Origin of the sequence: Pseudomonas fluorescens, assembly GCF_902497895.1 — a bacterium.
GTDB lineage: Bacteria > Pseudomonadota > Gammaproteobacteria > Pseudomonadales > Pseudomonadaceae > Aquipseudomonas > Aquipseudomonas fluorescens_BP.
Genome location: NZ_CABVHQ010000001.1, coordinates 1 through 21,897 on the forward strand (window position 1 = coordinate 1; position 21,897 = coordinate 21,897).

Genomic DNA, 21,897 nt, shown 5'->3' on the forward strand with positions numbered 1-21,897 from the left:
GCGCCGAACAACGCTGGACCGTCGGCAGCCTGGCCACCGCCGCGACCTTCGTCGGCAGCGGCCTGGGTTTTGCCTGGTTGCCACGGCACATGATTGAACGCGAACTCAAGGAAGGCCTGCTCAAGCTGCTACCGTTGGACCAGGGCGGCAGTCGCAATCCGTCGTTCTATCTGTATTCGAACAAGGACAAACCACTGGGCCCGGCCACGCAGATTCTCATCGAATTGCTGCGCACCTTTGACACCGCGCCGCTGGATGCCCCTTTCGCCGCCCCACAGCAAGCCTGAATCCCGCTAAACCAGACAAGGAGTTGCGCCATGGCCTATTTCGAACATGAAGGTTGCACCCTGCACTACGAAGAATATGGCCACGGCGAACCCGTGCTGCTGCTCCACGGACTGGGCTCCAGTTCTCTGGACTGGGAGTATCAGGTCCCCGAGCTGGCAGCCCGCTACCGGGTGATCGTCCCGGATACGCGTGGTCATGGCCGCTCCGACAAACCCCGCGAGCGCTACAGCATTGCCGGCTTCAGCGCCGACCTGATCGCGCTGATCGAGCACCTGAACCTGGGACCGGCCCATGTGGTCGGGCTGTCCATGGGCGGCATGATTGGCTTTCAGCTGGCAGTGGATCAGCCGCACTTGCTCAAAAGCCTGTGCATCGTCAACAGCGGACCCCAGGTCAAATTACGGACACCAACTGAGTATTGGCAGTGGTTCAAGCGCTGGAGCCTGATGCAGCTCTTCAGTATGAGCGCGATCGGCGCGGCGCTGGGCGCCAAGCTTTTCCCCGAACCGCAGCAAGCCGAGCTGCGCAGTAAAATTGCCCGGCGCTGGGCAAAAAACGACAAACGTGCTTATCTCGCCAGCTTCGATGCCATCATCGGTTGGGGCGTGCAGGAACGACTTTCCCGTGTCACCTGTCCAACCCTGATTGTCAGCGCCGACCGTGACTACACACCGGTCGCGGTCAAAGAGGCCTATATAAAACTGCTGCCCAATGCGCGGCTGGCGGTGATCGCCGATTCCCGCCACGCTACGCCACTGGACCAACCGCAAGCCTTCAACCAAACCCTGCTCGAGTTTCTTACCGCAGTCGATACCACTAAATCAGGAACACTGACCCATGTTTAAAAAAATCGCCCTCGTCGCTGGCTCTGTTCTGTTCGCCGCTAACCTGATGGCCGCGACACCGGCCAAGGCGCCGCACGTGTTGCTGGACACCACCAACGGCCAGATCGAAATCGAACTGGACCCGGTCAAGGCGCCGATCAGTACCAAGAACTTCCTTGAATACGTCGACAGCGGCTTCTACAACAACACGATTTTCCACCGGGTGATTCCGGGCTTTATGGTCCAGGGCGGTGGTTTCACCACGCAAATGCAGCAAAAAGACACCAAGGCACCGATCAAGAACGAAGCCAGCAACGGCCTGCATAACGTCCGTGGCACGCTGTCAATGGCGCGTACCTCGAACCCGGATTCGGCCACCAGCCAGTTCTTTATCAACGTCGCCGACAACGCCTTCCTCGACCCGGGTCGTGATGCCGGTTACGCGGTATTCGCCAAAGTGGTCAAGGGCATGGACGTGGTGGACATCATCGTCAACTCCCAGACCACCACCAAAGGCGGCATGCAGAATGTGCCAATCGACCCGGTGCTGATAAAGTCAGCCAAGCGCATCGACTGACGCGAGAAAGGAGTTCCGAGCGACTGAGGTCGCTCACACTTGATAAGGAGAGCCCGCCCCGCGGGCGTCGAACCAATGCTCTATCGTCGTTTTGAAAAACTGATCGATATCTTCCGCGATGCGCCGACGGCCGCTCCGCCGAGCCGGGTTCTCCCCTTCTACCTGTATTACCTGCGTCAGGTCTGGCCAAGTTTTGCCGCATTGCTGGTGGTCGGTCTGATCGGTGCGCTGATCGAGGTCGCGCTGTTCAGTTACCTGAGCCGGATCATCGATCTGACCCAGGGCACACCAAATGTCGACTTCTTCAAGATTCACGGCACCGAGCTGATCTGGATGACGGTGGTCGCGCTGGTCCTGCGTCCGATCTTTGTCGGCTTGCATGATCTGCTGGTGCACCAGACCATCAGCCCGGGCATGACCAGCATGATTCGCTGGCAGAACCACAGTTACGTACTCAAACAAAGCCTGAACTTCTTTCAGAACGATTTCGCCGGGCGCATCGCCCAGCGCATCATGCAGACCGGCAACTCCCTGCGTGACTCGGCCGTGCAGGCCGTCGACGCGTTATGGCACGTGCTGATCTATGCCATCAGCTCGCTGGTGCTGTTCGCCGAGGCCGACTGGCGGCTGATGATTCCACTGCTGACCTGGATCGCTTGCTTCATCGGCGCCCTGTGCTTTTTCGTGCCACGGGTCAAAGAGCGTTCGGTGGTTTCCTCCGACGCCCGTTCGAAACTGATGGGACGAATCGTCGACGGCTACACCAACATCACTACCCTCAAGTTGTTCGCCCACACCAACTTCGAACAGCAGTACGCCCGCGAGGCCATCGAAGAACAAACCCGGAAATCCCAACTGGCCGGCCGCGTGGTCACCAGCATGGACGTGGTCATCACCAGCATGAACGGCCTGCTGATCGTCAGTACCACCGGCCTGGCCTTGTGGCTGTGGAGCCAGTCGCTGATTTCGGTCGGCGCCATCGCCCTGGCCACCGGGCTGGTGATCCGCATCGTCAACATGTCGGGCTGGATCATGTGGGTGGTCAACGGCATCTTCGAAAACATCGGCATGGTCCAGGACGGTCTGCAAACCATCGCCCAGCCGGTCAGCGTAACAGACCGCGACCAGGCACAACCCCTGGCCGTGGCCTGCGGCGAAGTGCGGTTTGAACATGTCGATTTCCACTATGGAAAAAAAAGCGGAATCATCGGCGACCTCAATCTGACCATCAAACCCGGGGGAAAAATCGGCCTGATCGGCCCGTCCGGTGCCGGCAAATCAACCCTGGTCAACCTGCTGCTGCGTCTGTATGACGTGCAAGGCGGACGGATCCTGATCGACGGCCAGAACATCGCCGAAGTCGCCCAGGAAAGCCTGCGCGAGCGGATCGGCATGATCACCCAGGACACCTCGCTGCTGCACCGTTCGATCCGCGACAACCTGCTTTACGGCAAACCCGATGCCACCGACGAAGAGCTCTGGGAAGCGGCGCGCAAAGCCCGGGCCGACGAGTTTATCCCGCATCTTTCCGATGCCCAGGGCCGTACCGGCTTCGACGCCCACGTGGGTGAGCGCGGGGTGAAACTCTCCGGCGGCCAGCGGCAACGGATCGCCATTGCCCGGGTCTTGCTCAAAGATGCGCCGATCCTGATCATGGACGAAGCCACCTCGGCACTGGACTCGGAGGTCGAAGCGGCAATCCAGGAAAGCCTGGAAACCCTGATGCAAGGCAAAACCGTGATCGCCATCGCTCACCGGCTCTCGACCATCGCCCGCATGGACCGCCTGGTGGTCCTGGAAAAAGGCCGGATCGCCGAAACCGGCAGCCACGCCGAATTGCTCGCCCATGGCGGGTTGTATGCAAGGTTGTGGCAGCACCAGACCGGTGGGTTTGTCGGGATTGATTGAGCGCCCAGGATCAAAAGATCGCAGCCTGCGGCAGCTCCTACAGGTGGTGCGTACACACGATAATTCACGGTGTACGGGATCGGCGTAGGAGCTGCCGCAGGCTGCGATCTTTGATCTACCGGATCACAATGAGGATCAGTCTTGCCGATAGGGCAAGGCGGTCTTCGCTTCTTCGGCATAGGCCAGAACGCCGAGCCGTTCCTGTTGCAGAAAGTCTTTCACCGCTGCCTTCAACCCGGGATGGCGCAAGTAATGCCAGGAATGGGTAATGACCGGCTCGAATCCGCGTATCAGTTTGTGCTCGCCCTGAGCGCCGGCATCGAAACGCTGGAAACCGTTGGCGATCGCGTAGTCCATGCCTTGATAGAAGCAGGTCTCGAAATGCAGGCGGTCGAACTCCGCCAGGCAACCCCAATAGCGGCCGTAGAAACTGTCGCCACCCACCAGGCTGAAGGCCATGGCCACTGGCCGTGAACCCTGTTTGGCCAACACCACGCGAATCGCTTCGGGCATGCGCTCGGCCAACAGACTGAAGAATTCCCGGGTCAGATACGGCGCCTGCCGGCGTATGGCGTAGGTGTTGGCGTAGCAGGCGTAGACGAAGTCCCATTGCACCTGATCGAGTTGCCGGCCCTCGAGCCATTCGAACTCGATGCCCTGCCCCGCTACCTGCTCACGCTCCTTGCGCATCTGCTTGCGCTTGCGCGAACTCAGGGCGTCGAGAAAGTCCTGAAAGTCCCGATACCCCCGGTTCTGCCAGTGGTACTGGCAACCCACCCGTTGCAGCCAGCCGGGCTGCTCGGCCAGCGCCGCATCGGTGAAGGGGTCGGTGAAATTGATGTTAGCACTGGAGAGTCCTTCGATTTCCAGATAGCCCGGCAGGCTTTTCAGCAACTCGAAGCCGTCCTGCAGCTTGGCGGCCAGCAGCCGTGGGCCGCTCACCGGACTGAACGGCACGGCGGTCAAGAGTTTCGGGTAATACTCGATGCCGGCTCGTTCACAGGCATCGGCCCAGGCGTGGTCGAACACGTATTCGCCATAGGAATGCCATTTGCGGTAGCTGGGCAGTGCGGCAATCAGCTGATCGCCTTCGACGTGCAACAGATGCTCGGGCCGCCAGCCGGAATGCGGGCCAAGGCTGCCGCTGTCTTCCAGGGCACCGAGGAAGGCGTGGCGCAGGAATGGCTGAGCGTCGGGCACCAGGGCATCCCATGCTTGAGGCGCGATGGCGGACAGACTCTCCAAACGTTGTAGCGGCATCGCATTCCCCGACGATCATGACTCTCAGACCCGCCGAGTATCGCCCATCTGCAGCCCTTGCCGAAACAAAAAACCCCGCCGAGGCGGGGTCAAAACCAGAGGAGCTTTAACGGATGAAGGAAAAGCTCGTTAAGCTTTTGTTACTTAGAACACGTACTGGGCACGGACGACGAAACCGTCACCGCTGTCGTCGCCGGTACGCTGAGCCGGAGTACCATTGCTGGCGGCGGTCGCGTTGGTCACGTTGTCGGTCTTGGCCTTGAGGTAAGTCGCAGAGATTTTCACTGCTTCGTTGGCGTACCAGTTGACACCCAGGTTGTGGACTTTGACTTCGGCATCGCCGACATCACGGGTCAGGCTGGCAGTGGTGATGTTGTCGTCTTCGACGGTCAGGCTGTCGTAGCGATAGAACAGCTCCCAGGCGCCGATGGACTTGTTGGCCGGCTTGATGGCGTCGAACTTGCCGACTTTATAGCCACGCGATTCACCGGTGAGGGTGTAGGCCGCCTGTGCATAGAAACCACGGCCCTCGACATCTTCAAAGGCGCTGGAATCAGCCCTGGTTTTGCGGGCGATGTATTCACCCTGGAGCGAAGCCGGGCCAAAGGCGAAGGCGGCTTCCAGGCCGACAGCATCGTCGCGGTCATAGGAACCGGCAGGCGAGGCGGAACTGCCGCCCAGCACCGGACGGTTGCCGTTGGTGCCGGCATCGTTGCCGCCGAGGGTTTCGACGCCACGCATGCCCATGCGGGTGCGATAACGCGAATCGAAGGCGGTGTCGGAAACATCGCGGGACGCGACGTTCACGCCGAAGTGCACCACGCTGCCCGCTTCATGCATCGGAGCGAAGACGAAACGACCGTTGGCCTGCTTGATGCTGTCGCCATCGGTATCGTCGGTGTCCTTGCTGAAGATGCCGGCGGAGGCGTAGAACGAATCAGCGAAGGTGCTGGAGACTTGCAGGCCCAGACCATTCTGATGACCGTTCGCCCAGTCGATCATGTCATACGCCACGTTACGCTCTGGCGCGGTGACCCACTTGGAGCTGGTGGCTTTTTCCAGGCCGAAGTCCGGGTCGAAACGACCGACCTTGATCGACACTGGCTTGAAGCCGTTGTAGGCCAGGGAAGCTTCGTCGAAGTAGCCGTTGTCGGTGTCGCCGGTATTGTGGGAGAAGTCGTAGTTGATGGTGTACGCCCAATCCGTGTATAGCACGCCGGACAGCTCCAGGAACGCGCGACGGAAGTAAGCGGCGTCGGCGGTGTCACCATTCTTGGTGTAGACACCGTCGAACTGGCTGTAGTCTGCCTGAATGCGTCCGCCCAGCTTGAAGCTGAACTCTTTATCGGCCGTTGCGACCTCAAGGCCGCCCTTCGTCTTGACAACGATATCGGCGCCGTCAGTAGTGACGGTGCCAGCGAAAGCCTGGGCGGTAACAGCCAGGGCCAGAGCGCTGGCAGCGAAACCGGCGAAGTGCTTACGGATCATCGAAGAATTCCCCTAATTAATGGTCTTTAACCTGAAAAACACGCGGGATCTGGCCCGCTGGTGTTGGGAGGGAATCTTGGCGATGGAATATTTCAGAAGGGTTGCTGATATATAAAGATTTGATGACAGTGGAACTTTTTTACTTCGAATGGAAATAAGGGAGGAGTAGTGGAAAGCTATGAGCTGAAAGCCGCGGGCTAGAGTGATGAAGGATCAAAAGATCGCAGCCTACGGCAGCTCCTACAGATCAAAAGATCGCAGCCTGCGGCAGCTCCTACGTCGACCGCATTCAACCGCGATATAACGTTTGTACATCAATCCCGTAGGAGCTGCCGCAGGCTGCGATCTTTTCGGGCGCACCCTCAACCCGCTGTGAACTCAACGCTTGCGCAGAATCACACTACCAATCGAATAACCGGCACCGAAGGAGCTGAGCACCGCCAGCGAGCCGCTCGGCAGGTCATCCTGGTGCGTGTGAAACGCGATCACCGAACCGGCCGAACTGGTGTTGGCATAGGTGTCGAGAATGACTGGCGCTTCTTCTTCCGTGGCTTCGCGGCCGAGGAGTTTTTTGACGATCAGGTGGTTCATGCTGAGGTTGGCCTGGTGCAGCCAGAAACGCTTCACGTCGCTGATGTTGAGCGCGTTCTCTTCCAGGTGGGCGGCAATCAGTTCAGCCACCATCGGGCAGACGTCACGGAAGACCTTGCGACCTTCCTGCACGAACAGTTTGTCCGGTGCACCGACACCCTCTTCAGCTGCGCGGTTGAGGAAGCCGAAGTTGTTGCGGATGTTGTTGGAGAACTTGGTCAGCAGTTTGGTGCTGACGATATCGAACTGGTAGGTGGAGGTCGCCAGATCGGCACGTTCGATGATCACGGCCGTCGCCGCATCGCCGAAAATGAAGTGGCTGTCGCGGTCGCGGAAGTTCAGGTGACCGGTGCAGACTTCCGGGTTGACCATCAGAATCGCCCGGGCCTGGCCAAGCTGGACGCTATTGGTAGCGGCCTGGATACCGAAAGTCGCCGAGGAGCAGGCCACATTCATGTCGAAGCCGAACCCCTGGATGCCCAGTGCTTCCTGGACTTCGATGGCAATGGCCGGGTAAGCCCGTTGCAGGTTGGAGCAGGCGACGATGACGCCGTCGATATCGGCGGCGGTTTTGCCGGCGCGCTGCAAGGCTTGCTCGGCAGCGCCGATGGCCATTTGGCAAAGCACCGACCATTCATCATTGGAGCGCTCGGGCAAGCGCGGGGTCATGCGCTGCGGATCGAGGATGCCTTCTTTGTCCATGACAAACCGGCTTTTGATCCCCGAGGCCTTTTCAATGAAGGCGGCACTGGATTCGGTCAACGCCTGAACTTCACCGCGCTCGATGGCTTGAGCGTTATCCGTGTTGAACTGCTGCACATAGGCATTGAAAGACTGCACCAGCTCTTCGTTGGAGATGCTGTTGGCCGGGGTGTATAGGCCGGTGCCGCTGATGACGACGTTATGCATGGTCGTTTCTCTAATCCGTTCAGGCAGAAAGCATTGGCACCGACGTACCAATACATAAAGGGTCCGATCCCACTCGCAGGAATCAACCTTGCGTCGCTTTATTCCGATCCGCTGCCGCCTTGAAGGCTCAAATCCACGGGCCGGTGTTTATAACCGCGAAGTTTGCCATAAACCCTGGCATTTGGCCCCTGTCGCGAGAGGAAGCCACGTAACGTATTAACTGTAGGAGCTGCCGCAGGCTGCGATCTTTTGATCTCGGCTTTTTCGAGTCCAGGAGACCGCCGAAGATCAAAATCAAAATCAAAATCAAAAGATCGCAGCCTGCGGCAGCTCCTACAGGGGGTTTAGGCGTCGACCTGGGTCCATTGCTTGCTCAAACGTTTATCGGAGATCGGCACCTTGGTCCCTAGCTGCTGGGCAAACAGTGAAACCCGGTATTCCTCGAGCCACCAGCGATACAGTTCCAGCTGCGGATCGCGCTTGCCTTCCTGGGCGTGTTTGCTGGCCCGCGCCTGATACTGCGCCCATAACCCCGCCAGTTCGGTGCTCCAGACCCGGTCCTTCTGTACCTGGCTTGGCAGTTTCTCCAGACGCAACTCGATGGCCTTGAGGAAACGCGGCAGTTCCTTGAACCAGACCGCCGGGGTTTCGCGGACAAATCCCGGATACACCAGCTGACTCAATTGTTGCTTGATGTCATTGAGGGCCACGGCCTGGGCCAGGTCGATCTTGCCCTTGAAGCGTTTTTGCAGACCGTGCCAGAGCTTGAGCGTCTCCAGGGTCAATTTCGCCAGGCGCTCGGCGTGCTCGGTCCAGCCGCCCCGCTTGCGCTCGGCCAACGCAGCCAGGCCGGCGCCATCGCGCGGCAGAGTGGCTTCGCCATCGAGAATGCAACTGTCGAGGCTGGCCAGCAGAATGTCTTCCACCAGGCTGTCGATACGCCCCAGCTCGCGGTACATCAGCCCCAGCTCGGTCAGCCCGGGCAGCTTGCCACGGAGGAATTTCGCCGGCTCGGCCAGTTGCTGCATCAGCAAACGCTGCAAGGCCCGACGATGCTGGAACTCGGCCTCGGCGGCGGTGGAGAAGCGTCCTTCCTTGACCGTGCCGTTCTCTTCCACCAGTGCCGGATAAACCGTCATCGACAGCCCGGCGATCTTCTGCTGGGTCTTTTCGGCCACCGCGGCGAAGACTTTGGCCTCTACCGGCTGCTGGCTTTTCGCGGTTTGCGGCACGGCCAACGCGGCCTGGCTGGCCTCGGCGAAACGCGCGGTCAGTTCGGCCAGGTCGCGGCCTTCGCCAAGGAACTTGCCGTCGCCGTCGACGATTTCCAGGTTCATCCGCAAATGCCCATCGACCTGCTGAGCCGCTTCGGCCCAGGCTTCGTCACTGACCCGGGCACCGGTCATGCGCAGCAACTCACGGCCCAGGGCCTGAGGCAACGAACCCTCGGCAAAGGTCATGCGCTGCAATGCGGCTTTGACAAAGTCCGGCACCGGTACGAAGTTCTTGCGCAGGGCCTTGGGCAGGTTGCGCACCAAGGCGATGCATTTGGCCTCGATTACCCCCGGCACCAGCCATTCCAGACGCTCGGACGGTAGCGCCGGCAGCAACGGCGCCGGCACCCGCAAGGTCACGCCATCGCGTGGGTGATTGGGCTCGAAGTGATAACTCAAGGCCAGCGCCAGATCGCCCAGGTGCAAGGTATCCGGGTAATGCGCGGCGGTGACTTCACTGGCTTCGCGAGCCAGCACGTCTTCTTCGCGCATCACCAGCAGTTGCGGGTCTTTCTGGCTGTGGATGCGGTACCAGCTGTCGAAGGTCGCGGTCTGGTGAATATCGGCCGGCAAGCGGGCGTCATAGAAAGCGAACAGGGTTTCTTCGTCGGCGAGGATGTCGCGGCGGCGAGCCTTGGCTTCCAGTTCGTCGAGTTGTTCCAGCAGTTGTGCATTGGCGGTCAGGCACTTGGCCCGGGACTGGATTTCCCCGCGCACCAGGCCTTCACGAATAAACATCTCACGGGACAGCACCGGGTCGATCGGGCCGTAATGCACCGGCCGGCGACCGACCACGATCAGCCCGAACAAGGTGATCTGCTCAAAGGCCACAACCTGGCCGCGCTTCTTCTCCCAATGGGGTTCGAAGTGGTTTTTCTTGATCAAATGCCCGGCCAGCGGCTCGATCCAGTCCGGCTCGATCTTCGCTACCATCCGCGCATAGAGCTTGGTGGTTTCCACCAGTTCGGCGGCCATCAGCCATTGCGGACGCTTTTTACCCAGCCCCGATGACGGGTGAATCCAGAAGCGTCGTTGCCGGGCACCGAGGTAGTCGCCGTCTTCGGTCTTCTGGCCGATCTGGCTGAGCAGACCGGAGAGCACGGCTTTGTGCAGTTTCGGGTAGTCCGCCGGTTCTTTATTGAGGCTCAGCTGCATGTCGCGGCAGATCAGGCTCAACTGCCGATGGGAATCACGCCACTCGCGCAAGCGCAGGTAGTTGAGGAAATGCTTCCGGCACCAGTTGCGCAGCGGGCTGGCAGTCAGGGCCTGGCGTTGTTCTTCAAAACCGCGCCACAGATTGACCAGCCCGGCGAAGTCCGAGTCGACGTCCTTCCACTGGGCATGGGCCTGATCGGCGGCCTGCTGACGCTCCGGCGGACGCTCGCGCGGGTCCTGGATCGACATGGCACTGGCGACGATCAAGACTTCCTGCAGGCTGCCGAGGTTCGCGGCTTCGAGCAACATGCGGCCCATGCGCGGGTCCACCGGCAGCCGCGCCAGTTGCCGACCCAAGGGGGTCAACTGACTCTCGCGATCCACCGCCGAGAGCTCTTGCAGCAGGTTGAAACCATCGCTGATGGCCTTGCCGTCCGGTGGCTCGATAAACGGGAAATCGGTGATCTCGCCCAGGCGCAGATGCAACATCTGGAGGATTACGGCTGCCAGGTTGGTGCGCAGAATTTCCGGATCGGTGAATTCCGGCCGGCCGATAAAATCCTCTTCTGCGTACAGGCGAATACAGATACCTGGCTCGACCCGCCCGCAACGGCCCTTGCGCTGGTTGGCGCTGGCCTGGGAAATGGCTTCGATCGGCAGGCGCTGGACCTTGGCGCGGTAGCTGTAGCGGCTGATCCGCGCGGTGCCGCTGTCGATCACGTAACGAATGCCCGGCACCGTCAGCGAGGTTTCCGCGACGTTGGTCGCCAGCACTACGCGGCGCCCCGGGTGAGACTGGAAAATCCGCTGCTGCTCGGCCGGCGACAGCCGTGCGTACAGCGGCAGGATTTCGGTGTGCTTGAGCTGGGCTTTGCGCAGCATGTCGGCGGCGTCGCGTATCTCTCGTTCGCCGGGCAGGAACACCAGCACATCACCGGGGCTGCGACGTTCGCTGCGTTCAAAAGCGGCAATTTCGTCGAGGGTGGCGAGGATCGCCTGATCCACGGTCAAGTCGTCTTCGACCCGGTTGCCCTCTTCGTCCTGCTCCAGGGTCAGCGGTCGATACCAGGTGTCCACCGCAAAGGTCCGGCCCGAGACTTCGACGATCGGCGCATCGTTGAAGTGCTTGGAGAAGCGTTCCAGGTCGATGGTTGCCGAGGTGATGATGACCTTCAGGTCCGGGCGACGCGGCAGCAGGGTTTTCAGGTAGCCGAGCAGGAAGTCGATGTTCAGGCTGCGTTCGTGGGCTTCGTCGACGATGATCGTGTCGTAGCGTTCGAGGTAGCGGTCGTTCTGGGTTTCCGCCAGCAGAATGCCGTCGGTCATCAGTTTGATCAGGGTGTTGGAATCGCTCTGATCCTCGAAACGCACCTGATAGCCGACCAGCGCGCCCAGTGGCGTCGCCAGTTCTTCCGCGACCCGGCTCGCGACACTCCGCGCAGCGATACGGCGCGGCTGGGTGTGGCCGATCAGGCCGTACTGGCCGCGACCGATTTCCAGGCAGATTTTCGGCAATTGGGTGGTTTTACCCGAACCGGTTTCACCGGCAATGATCAGAACCTGATGCTTGAGCAGCGCCGCCTTGATTTCGTCGCGCTTGGCGGCGATCGGCAGGCTGTCGTCATAACGAATCAGCGGCAGGCTGGCACGCCGCGCCACCACCCGATCACAGGACGCCTGCGCGCGCTCGACCCACTGCGCCAGCTTGGCCTCGTCGGGTTTCTTGCGCAGCTCGAGCAACTGCCGCCGCAACCGGTGGCGGTCGGCAAGCATGGCGTGATCGAGGTTTTTCAGCAGTTGATCGATAGCAGGCGGTTGGTCAGTCATCAGGTACGCAAAAGTCGTCTAGTGGTGCAGGGGGCGGATTGTCGCAGATTTTACGACCTCTGCGCGGCCGATCGCGAGCAAGCTCGCTCCCACACTTGATTGCGTCGAGATCAAATTTTGCGACCGACACACATCCAATGTGGGAGCGAGCTTGCTCGCGATCGATTGCGCAGCAATCGCAGAGAACTACTCGTTATCCAACCCCTTGCGCCGATACGGGAACACATCGATCACCTTGCCAGCGCGAATCGCTGCTTGCAGGCCTTTCCAGTAATCGGCGTTGTACAGCTCGCCGTGCAGTTCATCGAACAGCCGCCGCTGCCCTGCGTCGGCGAACAGGAAGGGCGGGAACTCCTCGGGGAACACATCATGCGGCCCGATCGAGTACCACGGCTCCGAAGACATCTCATCTTCCGGGGTACGCGGGGCCGGGATGTGGCGGAAGTTGGCTTCGGTCAGGAAGCAGATTTCGTCGTAGTCATAGAACACCACCCGGCCGTGCCGGGTAACGCCGAAGTTCTTCAGCAGCATGTCGCCGGGGAAGATGTTCGCCGCCGCCAGTTGCTTGATCGCCAGGCCGTAATCCTCCAGCGCTTCACGCACCTGCGCGTCGTTGGCGTTTTCCAGGTACATGTTCAACGGCGTCATCCGGCGCTCGGTCCAGCAGTGGCGGATCAGCACCGTGTCGCCTTCGACCTCCACCGTTTTCGCCGCCACTTCCAGCAGCTCGGCCAGGCACGCCGGTTCGAACTTGCTCAGGGGGAAACGGAAGTCGGCGAACTCCTGGGTATCGGCCATGCGCCCGACCCGGTCGACGCTTTTTACCAGGCGATACTTTTCGATTACCGTCGCGCGGTCGACGTTTTTCGACGGCGCAAATCGGTCCTTGATGATTTTGAATACGGTGTTGAAGCCTGGCAAGGTGAACACGCTCATGACCATGCCACGCACACCCGGGGCCATGATGAACTGGTCGTCGGTGTTGGCCAGGTGATTGATCAACGAGCGGTAGAACTCGGACTTGCCGTGCTTGTAGAAACCGATCGAGGTGTACAGCTCGGCGATGTGCTTGCCCGGCAGGATACGCTTGAGAAAGCCGATAAACTCGGCCGGCACCGGCACATCGACCATGAAATACGAACGGGTGAAGGAGAAGATGATCGACACATCCGCCTCATCGGTGATCAACGCATCGATCTGAATCCCGCGGCCTTCTCGGTGCAGAAAGGGAATCACCAATGGCCATTGCTCGTCGTGGGTATAGATGCGTCCCACCAGGTAGGCGCCCTTGTTGCGGTAGAGCACCGAGGAAAACAGCTCGACCGCCAGCTCCGGGTCCTTGCAGACCCAATCCGGCAGGTTCTCGCGCAACTGCGCTTCGAGCCGGCGCAGGTCGCCAGGCAAATCGGCATAGGGCTCGCTGAAGCTGTAGTCGACGAAGATCTGCTCGAGCATGCTCGACAGTTCGCCCTCGGGCTTATAGATACGGGTTTGCGCCGCACGGGCCCGACGCAGGCTTGGCCGAGTGGTGTGGATAAACATGCAGCCGTCGCTGATCAGGTCGTGGCGGAACAGCCCGCAGAACGCCGAGTTGTACCAGGTCTCGGACAGTTCATCGTCGAACCGCAGGTCGATCAGGCTGATGTAGGCGCTTTTCACCAGCGGCCAGTAGGTAACGTCCAGCATGGCCTCGCCGTCAAAGGCCTGGTGCAGTCGAGCGACCACTTCACTGACTTTTTCTTCATAGAGGTTGATCCGCGCCGCCGAGGCGACCTGCGCCTCCTGCCACTGCGCCTGCTCGAACCGCGCCCGGGCGCCGTCGGTGATCTGACGGAAATGCTCGCGGTAATTGTCGAAGCCATCGAGGATCATTCGGGCGATATCGGCGGCTGGCCATTGCTGCGGCATAGAAAAACCTCTGAGGGATGGTTCTTGGCATTTGAGGGCTGAGCTTAGAGGGCTAGTGTTACGCAACGCAACCATTGCCATGCGTCACACTTGCGCGCCAATCAAGGAAGGAACAGCCGTGAACCCCGTCGATATCCTGCGCCTGCTGTCATTGGCCGCCATCTGGGGCGCGAGCTTCCTGTTCATGCGCATCATCGCCCCAGTGATTGGCACTATCCCCATCGCCTTCTTTCGGGTATCGATTGCCGCCAGCGGATTGCTGGTGATCCTCGCGCTGATGCGTATCAGCTGGGATTTTCGCCGCAAGTTCAAGACGGTGCTACTGCTCGGGGTAATCAACTCGGGGATTCCGGCGACTATGTATTCGGTGGCGGCCCAGGTATTGCCCGCCGGCTACTCGGCGATCTTCAACGCGACGATGCCGCTGATGGGGGTGTTGATTGGCGGGGTGTTCTTCAGCGAAAAACTTTCTCCGGCGAAGATGGGGTGTGCCTTGGATTGTTCGGGGTTGGCATTCTGACCCGCGCCGGTCCCATGGCCTTCAACCTGGAGCTGCTGATGGGCGCCCTCGCCTGCCTGCTCGCGACCACCTGTTACGGCTTCGCCGGTTTCCTCGCCCGCCGCTGGCTCGATCAGCAAGGCGGGCTCGACAGTCGCCTGTCGGCGCTGGGCAGCATGCTCGGCGCGACGCTGTTTCTGTTGCCGCTGTTCGGTTACGAAAAGATCGCAGCCTGCGGCAGCTCCTACAGACGGCGGGGTGTCATGTCATTCCGCAGCCCGTAGGAGCTGCCGCAGGCTGCGATCTTTTCGGCGGCGGTTAGACCGTGTGCACCGCCTTTGCGTACATCCTGTTCTTCCGTTTGCTCAGCTCGATCGGCCCGGTCAAATCGATGACCGTGACCTTCATGATCCCGCCGTTCGGCGTGCTCTGGGGCGCGTTGTTTCTCGATGAACCCTTGTCCATGGCTCATGTGTATGGCGGAGTGTTGATCGCCGGAGCGTTGTGGTTGGTGCTCAAACCGACGGTGGCGAAGGTATCGAAGGTGGTTGCCCGGTAGGTCCTTGAAAGATCGCAGCCTGCGGCAGCTCCTACGCCGATCGCATACACCCGTTATGGATGTACGCAAAACCCGTAGGAGCTGCCGCAGGCTGCGATCTTGGCAATCTCCCTTGCACAGCAAATCTGTTGATAACCTCAACCCGCCGCGACCCGCACCCGCCGAGCCCTCAACCCGGCCATCAGCGATGGCCCCAGGGCGACCAGTGCCGAGCCGAGCACCACCAGTACCGCACCGCCATAACCCAGGCCATTGATCTGCTCAGCCTGCACGTACTCAGGCCAGAGCCAGGCGGCCAGCGCCACCGCGCCGAAGGTCACCAGCGGCGTGATGGCCAGGGTCGCGCTGACCCGCGAGGCCTCCCAATGCGCCAGGGCTTCGGCAAAGGCGCCGTAGGCGATCAGGGTATTCAAACAGCAAGCGAGCAGCAGCCAGCCTTGCAGCGGACTCAGTTGCAACGCCTCCAGGGGATGCACCCAAGGGGTCAGCAGCAGCGCGCAAAACAGGTAGATCACCATCATCACCTGAAATGAATTCCACACCGTGAGCAATTGCTTCTGCCCCAGGGCATAAAAGGTCCAGACCGTCGACGCCGCCAGCACCAGCAAGACGCCAGCGGTGTAATCGCTCAGCGAGGTCAACAGTTCAATCAGGCGCTGATTGAAAAATAGCCCGAAGCCGATCAACAGCACCAGCAAACCCATGCCCTGGCCCAGGCTGAAGCGTTCCTTGAACACAAACAGACTGGCAATCAGCAACAGGACCGGCCCCACTTGCACCACCAACTGCGCGGTGCCTGCGCTGAGCAGGTTCAGGCCCATCAGGTACAGCACGTAGTTGCCCACCAGCCCCAGGACTGCTATCAACACCAGCCAGCCACCCTTCGGGCCGAGCACTCGCCAACTCGGCAAGCGCTTGACCGTCGCCAGGTAAATGAACAGCAACCCACCGGACACTGTCAGTCGATACCAGGTCACCGTGACCGGGTCCATCACCAGCAACACCTGCTTGAGTTTGATCGGCAAGATCCCCCACAGCAGCGCGGTCAGCAAGGCCAGGAACAAGCCATAAACCCAGCGACCGGACGAAATATGCATGCAAACCCCAAAGCCAGACGACGAGAAAATCATTCTAGGCCTGGACGGTCCCTCTACACAGTTACAGTTTGGGACCAGCCGCTAACAAGACTGTGCTGGTCGCAAGGTGATATTAGCGATGAGCCACTGATCGGAAGGCCAGGCGCCTCCGGGAATTCGGACATAGTCTGAGATCGAGGTACCACAACCTTTTCAGGAGATCCCGCTATGTTCAGCATGCGCGCACAAGACCCTGCCCCCTCCATTCACTTTCGTTGTGGTCGGATCTGTCGCGTCAATGGGGAGTTGTATTTCAGCACCCGAGAAAACACCCTGGAAGGCCCGTTCAATGACCAGGATCATGCCGAACAGGAGATCCGGGCTTATATCGAGCGGGTGCAGGCGCGTACCGACGAATGACCGTGGTGACATAAAAGATCGCAGCCTTCGGCAGCTCCTACAGACGGCGGGGTGTCATGCCGTTCCGCAGCCCGTAGGAGCTGCCGAAGGCTGCGATCTTTTCGGCCGCGCACCAGACTCGATTACTCGATTAGAAGAGCGCTACAACACTAACCGCCTGGCGCAGATTATCGCACCGCCTCAAACAACCCCGTAGCCCCCATCCCGCCCCCCACGCACATGGTCACCACGCCGTAACGCAGGTTGCGCCGCTGCAGTTCGCGCACTAGATGCCCGACCTGACGCGAGCCGGTCATGCCGAATGGGTGACCGATGGAAATCGAGCCGCCATTGACGTTGTATTTCTGGTTGTCGATTTCCAGCCGATTACGGCTGTACAGGCACTGCGAGGCGAAGGCTTCGTTGAGTTCCCAGAGATCAATATCGGCCACCTGCAAGCCCTTGGCCTTGAGCAGCTTGGGCACCGAAAACACCGGACCGATGCCCATCTCGTCCGGTTCGCAACCGGCGACAGTGAAACCACGGAAAAATGCCCGGGGCTTGAGGCCCAGTTCCAGGGCTTTTTCCAGGCTCATCACCAGGGTCATCGACGCGCCATCGGACAGCTGCGAGGAGTTGCCCGCGGTGACCGAACCGTCTTGGGCAAACACTGGCTTCAACCCGGCCAGGCTTTGCAGGGTGGTATCCGGGCGATTGCAGTCATCACGGTCGACGACGCCGTCGACGATCTGCACCTGACCGGTGGTTTTGTCTTCGACTGCGTATTTCACCGCCATCGGCACGATTTCATCATCGAACAACCCGGCGGCCTGGGCCTGGGCGGTGCGCTGCTGACTTTGCAGGGCGTACAGGTCCTGCTCTTCGCGGCTGACGCCATAGCGGCGGGCGACTATTTCGGCGGTCTGACCCATGGGAAAGTAAATGCCCGGCACCTGCTCCTGGAGCAGCGGGTTGATCAGGTTGTCGGTGTTGACGCTCTTCATGGTCAGGCTGATGGACTCGACGCCACCGGCAATGATGATGTCGCTGCAACCGGAAGCGATCTGGTTGGCGGCAATGGCAATCGCCTGCAAACCCGAAGAGCAGAAACGGTTGAGGGTCATGCCGGCGGTGCCGGTGCCCAGTTTCGATAACACCGCGACGTTGCGGCCGATGTTGTAACCCTGGGCGCCTTCATTGGAACCGGCGCCGACGATGCAATCCTCGACGCTGGCCGGGTCGATGCCGTTGCGGGTCAGCAGTGCATTGACGCAATGGGCAGCCATGTCATCCGGACGGGTCCGGTTGAACTTGCCACGAAAGGATTTGGCCAGACCTGTGCGCACACTATCGACGATCACCACTTCACGCATGGCATACCTCATTGTTGTTGTCGGGTTGGAAGTGGACTGAGCATAAATCCACCCTATTACCGACCGCGACAATCATTCACCCCGCGTATGCATAACCATCGGCTTACTTCTTGTTGTCTTTCGCCTTCCTGGCCTGTTTGTCGGACTTCTCGAAGGCCTCCTCCAGTGCCTGATTGATGGTGCGCAACACTTTGACCCGGGCCCAGCGCTTGTCGTTGGCCTCCACCAGGGTCCAGAGTGAAATCTCGGTACTGGTGCGGTCGACCATGTCGCAGACAGCGGCTTGATAGTCATCCCACTTCTCGCGGTTGCGCCAGTCGTCCTCGGTGATCTTGAAACGCTTGAAGGGAATCGCTTCGCGGGCCTGGAAACGTTCCATCTGGGTTTGTTTGTCGATGGCCAGCCAGAACTTGACGACAATCAGCCCAGCCTCGCTGATCTGCTCTTCGAAGTCGTTGATCTCGGCGTAAGCACGCATCCAGTCGGCCCGACTGCAATAGCCTTCGACCCGCTCCACCAGCACCCGGCCATACCAGGAGCGGTCGAACACGGTGAATTTGCCGCGCATCGGAATATGCCGCCAGAACCGCCAGAGGTACGGGTGGGCGCGTTCTTCTTCGGTCGGCGCGGCGATCGGCACAATGCTGTATTGCCGCGGATCGAGGGCCGCCGCCACTCGACGGATCGCCCCGCCCTTGCCGGCCGCGTCATTGCCTTCGAACACCGCCACCAGGGCGTGCTTGCGCATGCGTTTATCGCGCATCAGGCCGGATAAGCGCGCCTGCTCGGTAATCAGTTGCTCTTCGTAGTCGTTTTTATCCAGGCTCCGGGTCAGGTCCAGGCTGCTGATCAGACTCGGTTGATTGAAACTTGAGGGCAACGGAGCGGCAGTCACCGAGACGGGTTTGATTCTGGGCCGGTTCAGGGCGGCTTGCAGCCCGTCGAGCAAAATCTTGCCCACCGTCAGGCTGCGGTAATGCGGGTCGACGCCTTCGATCACATGCCAGGGTGCATAGTCGCGGCTGGTGCGGCGCAGCACCCGCTCGCCGTATTTGACGAACTTGTCGTAGGTTTGCGATTGCTGCCAGTCCAGCGGGCTGATACGCCAGCTGTGCAGCGGATCATCCGCCAACACCTTGAGGCGGTTTTTCATCTGCTTCCTGGACAGGTGAAACCAGAACTTGAAGATCAGTGCGCCTTCATCGCTGAGCATTTTTTCCAGGCGCTCGGCACCACTGATCGCTTGATCCAGCACCGCGTCCTTGAACAGCCCATGAACCCGGCCCTGCAGCATCTGGCTGTACCAATTGCCGAAAAAAATCCCGGTCCGGCCCTTGGCCGGCAGCATCCGCCAGTAGCGCCAGGCGGGTGGCCGCGCCAGCTCTTCATCGGTCTGCTGGTCGAAGGTGCGGACTTCGATCAGCCGCGGGTCCATCCATTCGTTGAGCAACTTGACCGTCTCGCCCTTGCCGGCGCCTTCTACTCCATTGATCAGCACGATGACCGGAAATCGCCCTTGCTGACGCAGTTCGAACTGCGCTTCGAGCAAGGCCTCACGCAAGGCCGGCTCCTCGGCCTCAAAGCTTTCTTTGTCGATGGCGTGACCGATTTCAGCGGATTCGAACATGAGCGGCTCCCTTCCCAGATTGAGCAAGACTAACGGATTGGGTAATTCTGTGTGGTAAGAAATCCTGTAGGAGCTGCCGCAGGCTGCGATCTTTTCGGCTGCACCGGAATGATCAGGAATAAAAGAAAGATCAAAAGATCGCAGCCTGCGGCAGCTCCTACGCCGACCCAGTTCACCCGAGAATTACCAGGTGTACGCAACACCTGTAGGAGCTGCCGCAGGCTGCGATCTTTTGGCGATGCTACAGGCTCCACAGATTTCGGCAGCCGGGGATTTTCACCCCCCTATCAACACCCAACCTTGCCACAGATCAATCCCGCTGACAGCGATCGGCTAGAATGGCTGCCTTGCCGCTGCCGAGCCGACCATGATCACTGAACTGCCCCACGCCCAGCTCGACTGGGACGACCAAGGCCGCCCGCGTTCGCGGGTGTTTGACGATGTGTATTTTTCCGACCAGTCGGGCCTTGAAGAAACCCGCTACGTGTTCATCGAGCAGAACCGCTTGAGCGAGCGCTTTGCCGCGTTACCGGCCAATGGGCGGCTGGTCATCGGCGAAACCGGCTTCGGCACCGGGCTGAATTTTCTTTGCGCCTGGCAGTTGTTCGAGCAACAGGCCGTGGCCGGCGCGCGGCTGCATTTTGTCAGCGTGGAGAAATACCCGCTGAGCCCGCCCGACCTGCAACGGGCCCTCGCCCTCTGGCCTGATTTGAAGCCCTTTGCCGATCAGCTGCTGGCGCAATACGTCGCCATCCACCAGGGCTTCCAGCGCCTGGTACTCGATGGCGGACGGGTAACCCTGACCCTGCTGATCGGCGACGTGCTGGAGCAACTGCCGCAACTCGACGCACAGATCGATGCCTGGTTTCTCGACGGCTTCGCCCCGGCGAAAAATCCCGAAATGTGGACCGCCGAACTGTTTGCCGAACTGGCCCGCCTGGCCGCCCCCGGCTCCACCATCAGCACCTTTACCAGCACCGGCTGGGTCCGGCGCCTGCTGAATGCGGCGGGTTTCAAGATGCGCCGTACCCCAGGCATCGGCCATAAATGGGAAATCCTGCGTGGCGAATTCCTAGGCTGGCCCGAAGACGTGCCGGCGCCGGTCGCGAGCAAGCCGTGGTTCGCCCGGCCTGACCAGTTGATCAGCGAACGCCGGGGCCTGGTGATCGGCGGTGGACTGGCCGGTTGCGCCAGTGCCGCGAGCCTTGCAGCACGCGGCTGGCAGGTCAGCCTGCTGGAACGCCATGGCGCCCTCGCAGAGGAAGCTTCGGGTAATCCGCAAGGCGTGCTGTACCTCAAACTGTCGGCCCACGGCACGGCGCTGTCGCAGTTGATCGTCAGTGGTTTCGGACATACCCGACGCCTGCTCGAACAGCTGCAGCGCGGTGTCGATTGGGACGGTTGCGGGGTGCTGCAACTGGCCTTCAACGCCAAGGAAGCCGAGCGTCAGGCACAGCTTGCGGCAGCCTTTGCCCCGGACCTGTTGCAGCTGCTGGATCAGTCGCAAGCACAAGCCCGGGCGGGTATCGCGCTGGCCCATGGCGGCTTGTTCTTTCCCGAAGGCGGCTGGGTTCACCCCCCTGCCTTGTGTCGGTGGCAGGCGGCGCATCCGGCGATTGAAGTGCTGGGCCATCACGATGCATTGGAGTTGCGCAAGGTCGATGAGCAATGGCAAGCCTGGGATGGCTCAAGGATGCTGGCCTGCGCTCCGGTGGTAATTTTGGCCGGTGCCGCCGAGATCAAGCGCTTTCCGGCCAGCAGCCAGCTGCCACTGAAACGGATTCGCGGGCAGATCACCCGCCTGGCACAAACCCCTGAAAGCGCGAGTCTGGCCACCGTGGTCTGCGCCGAAGGTTATGTCGCACCGGCGCGGTTGGGCGAACACACCCTGGGCGCCAGCTTCGACTTCAAGAGCGACGACCTGACCCCGACCGCCGCCGAGCACGCCGGCAATCTGGAGTTGCTGGAAGAAATCTCCAGCGACCTGGTCAAGCGCCTGCACGCCGAACAACTGGACCCCGAGCAACTGCAAGGCCGCGCCGCCTTTCGCTGCACCAGCCCCGATTACCTGCCCATCGTCGGCCCCTTGGCCGATCACCAGGCTTTCGCCCAGACCTACGCCGCGCTGGCCAAGGACGCCCGGCAAGTGCCAGACCACCGCTGCCCTTGGCTGGACGGTTTGTACGTCAACAGCGGCCATGGCTCTCGTGGCCTGATTACCGCCCCGCTGTCCGGCGAACTGCTGGCCGCCTGGCTGGAGAACGAACCGCTGCCGCTGCCCAGAAGCGTGGCCGAGGCCTGTCATCCGAATCGTTTTGCCTTGCGCACCTTGATTCGCGGCAAGAGCTGATATCG

Annotated in this window: 14 protein-coding genes and 2 pseudogenes; 8 read left to right on the forward strand and 8 right to left on the reverse strand. The window is 60.6% G+C overall.

Annotated features, from left to right (window positions below):
* The 4 genes from F8N21_RS00005 to F8N21_RS00020 all read left to right on the forward strand — a co-directional run.
* A partial coding sequence (locus F8N21_RS00005) for a LysR substrate-binding domain-containing protein (RefSeq protein WP_224788139.1) occupies positions 1-287 on the forward strand: 287 nt, incomplete at its 5' end.
* 30 nt (positions 288-317) lie between these two features.
* Positions 318-1,133: an alpha/beta fold hydrolase gene (locus F8N21_RS00010; protein WP_150640144.1), complete on the forward strand. Its 816-nt coding sequence runs from the start codon at positions 318-320 to the stop codon at positions 1,131-1,133.
* Positions 1,126-1,689, forward strand: a complete 564-nt coding sequence (locus tag F8N21_RS00015; protein ID WP_150640145.1) for a peptidylprolyl isomerase — start codon at positions 1,126-1,128, stop codon at positions 1,687-1,689. Before F8N21_RS00010 ends, F8N21_RS00015 begins: the two co-directional genes overlap by 8 nt.
* Before the next feature lie 75 nt (positions 1,690-1,764).
* A complete protein-coding gene (locus F8N21_RS00020) occupies positions 1,765-3,597 on the forward strand; it encodes an ABC transporter ATP-binding protein (RefSeq protein WP_150640146.1) in 1,833 nt (610 codons plus the stop codon).
* Between the two features lie 135 nt (positions 3,598-3,732).
* Here F8N21_RS00020 and F8N21_RS00025 read toward each other — a convergent pair whose 3' ends face one another.
* The 5 genes from F8N21_RS00025 to aceK form a co-directional block, all read right to left on the reverse strand.
* Positions 3,733-4,857, reverse strand: a complete 1,125-nt coding sequence (locus F8N21_RS00025; RefSeq protein ID WP_150640147.1) for a GNAT family N-acetyltransferase — start codon at positions 4,855-4,857, stop codon at positions 3,733-3,735.
* A gap of 144 nt (positions 4,858-5,001) precedes the next feature.
* Complete coding sequence (locus F8N21_RS00030; RefSeq protein ID WP_150640148.1) at positions 5,002-6,345, reverse strand: OprO/OprP family phosphate-selective porin; 1,344 nt, start codon at positions 6,343-6,345, stop codon at positions 5,002-5,004.
* Positions 6,346-6,723: 378 nt separating this feature from the next.
* Positions 6,724-7,845: a beta-ketoacyl-ACP synthase III gene (locus F8N21_RS00035; protein ID WP_150640149.1), complete on the reverse strand. Its 1,122-nt coding sequence runs from the start codon at positions 7,843-7,845 to the stop codon at positions 6,724-6,726.
* 344 nt (positions 7,846-8,189) lie between these two features.
* On the reverse strand, positions 8,190-12,101 hold the full coding sequence (gene hrpA, locus F8N21_RS00040) for an ATP-dependent RNA helicase HrpA (protein WP_150640150.1): 3,912 nt from the start codon (positions 12,099-12,101) through the stop codon (positions 8,190-8,192).
* Positions 12,102-12,287: 186 nt separating this feature from the next.
* The gene (gene aceK / locus F8N21_RS00045; RefSeq protein WP_150640151.1) at positions 12,288-14,009 is read right to left on the reverse strand and encodes a bifunctional isocitrate dehydrogenase kinase/phosphatase; all 1,722 of its coding nucleotides are present in this window, start codon (positions 14,007-14,009) and stop codon (positions 12,288-12,290) included.
* 118 nt (positions 14,010-14,127) lie between these two features.
* On the opposite strand from aceK, the pseudogene F8N21_RS00050 reads away from it, so the two are divergent.
* Together F8N21_RS00050 and F8N21_RS31390 are read left to right on the forward strand one after the other, a co-directional pair.
* Positions 14,128-14,743 (forward strand): annotated as a pseudogene (locus F8N21_RS00050) (DMT family transporter); the annotation flags it as partial.
* Between the two features lie 83 nt (positions 14,744-14,826).
* Positions 14,827-15,067 (forward strand): annotated as a pseudogene (locus F8N21_RS31390) (EamA family transporter); the annotation flags it as partial.
* A gap of 137 nt (positions 15,068-15,204) precedes the next feature.
* Here F8N21_RS31390 and F8N21_RS00055 read toward each other — a convergent pair.
* Positions 15,205-16,164, reverse strand: coding sequence for a DMT family transporter (locus F8N21_RS00055; RefSeq protein WP_150640152.1), 960 nt, complete (start codon positions 16,162-16,164; stop codon positions 15,205-15,207).
* A 207-nt stretch (positions 16,165-16,371) separates the two neighbouring features.
* Between F8N21_RS00055 and F8N21_RS00060 the strand changes: the two genes are divergently transcribed.
* On the forward strand, positions 16,372-16,563 hold the full coding sequence (locus tag F8N21_RS00060) for a DUF6316 family protein (RefSeq protein ID WP_150640153.1): 192 nt from the start codon (positions 16,372-16,374) through the stop codon (positions 16,561-16,563).
* 167 nt (positions 16,564-16,730) lie between these two features.
* On the opposite strand, the gene F8N21_RS00065 is transcribed toward F8N21_RS00060, so the two are convergent.
* Positions 16,731-17,915: a thiolase family protein gene (locus F8N21_RS00065; RefSeq protein WP_150640154.1), complete on the reverse strand. Its 1,185-nt coding sequence runs from the start codon at positions 17,913-17,915 to the stop codon at positions 16,731-16,733.
* Positions 17,916-18,018: 103 nt separating this feature from the next.
* Positions 18,019-19,542: a polyphosphate:AMP phosphotransferase gene (gene pap, locus F8N21_RS00070; protein ID WP_150640155.1), complete on the reverse strand. Its 1,524-nt coding sequence runs from the start codon at positions 19,540-19,542 to the stop codon at positions 18,019-18,021.
* A gap of 367 nt (positions 19,543-19,909) precedes the next feature.
* Between pap and mnmC the strand changes: the two genes are divergently transcribed.
* The gene (gene mnmC / locus F8N21_RS00075) at positions 19,910-21,892 is read left to right on the forward strand and encodes a bifunctional tRNA (5-methylaminomethyl-2-thiouridine)(34)-methyltransferase MnmD/FAD-dependent 5-carboxymethylaminomethyl-2-thiouridine(34) oxidoreductase MnmC (RefSeq protein WP_150640156.1); all 1,983 of its coding nucleotides are present in this window, start codon (positions 19,910-19,912) and stop codon (positions 21,890-21,892) included.
* The last annotated feature ends 5 nt before the right edge of the window (positions 21,893-21,897 follow it).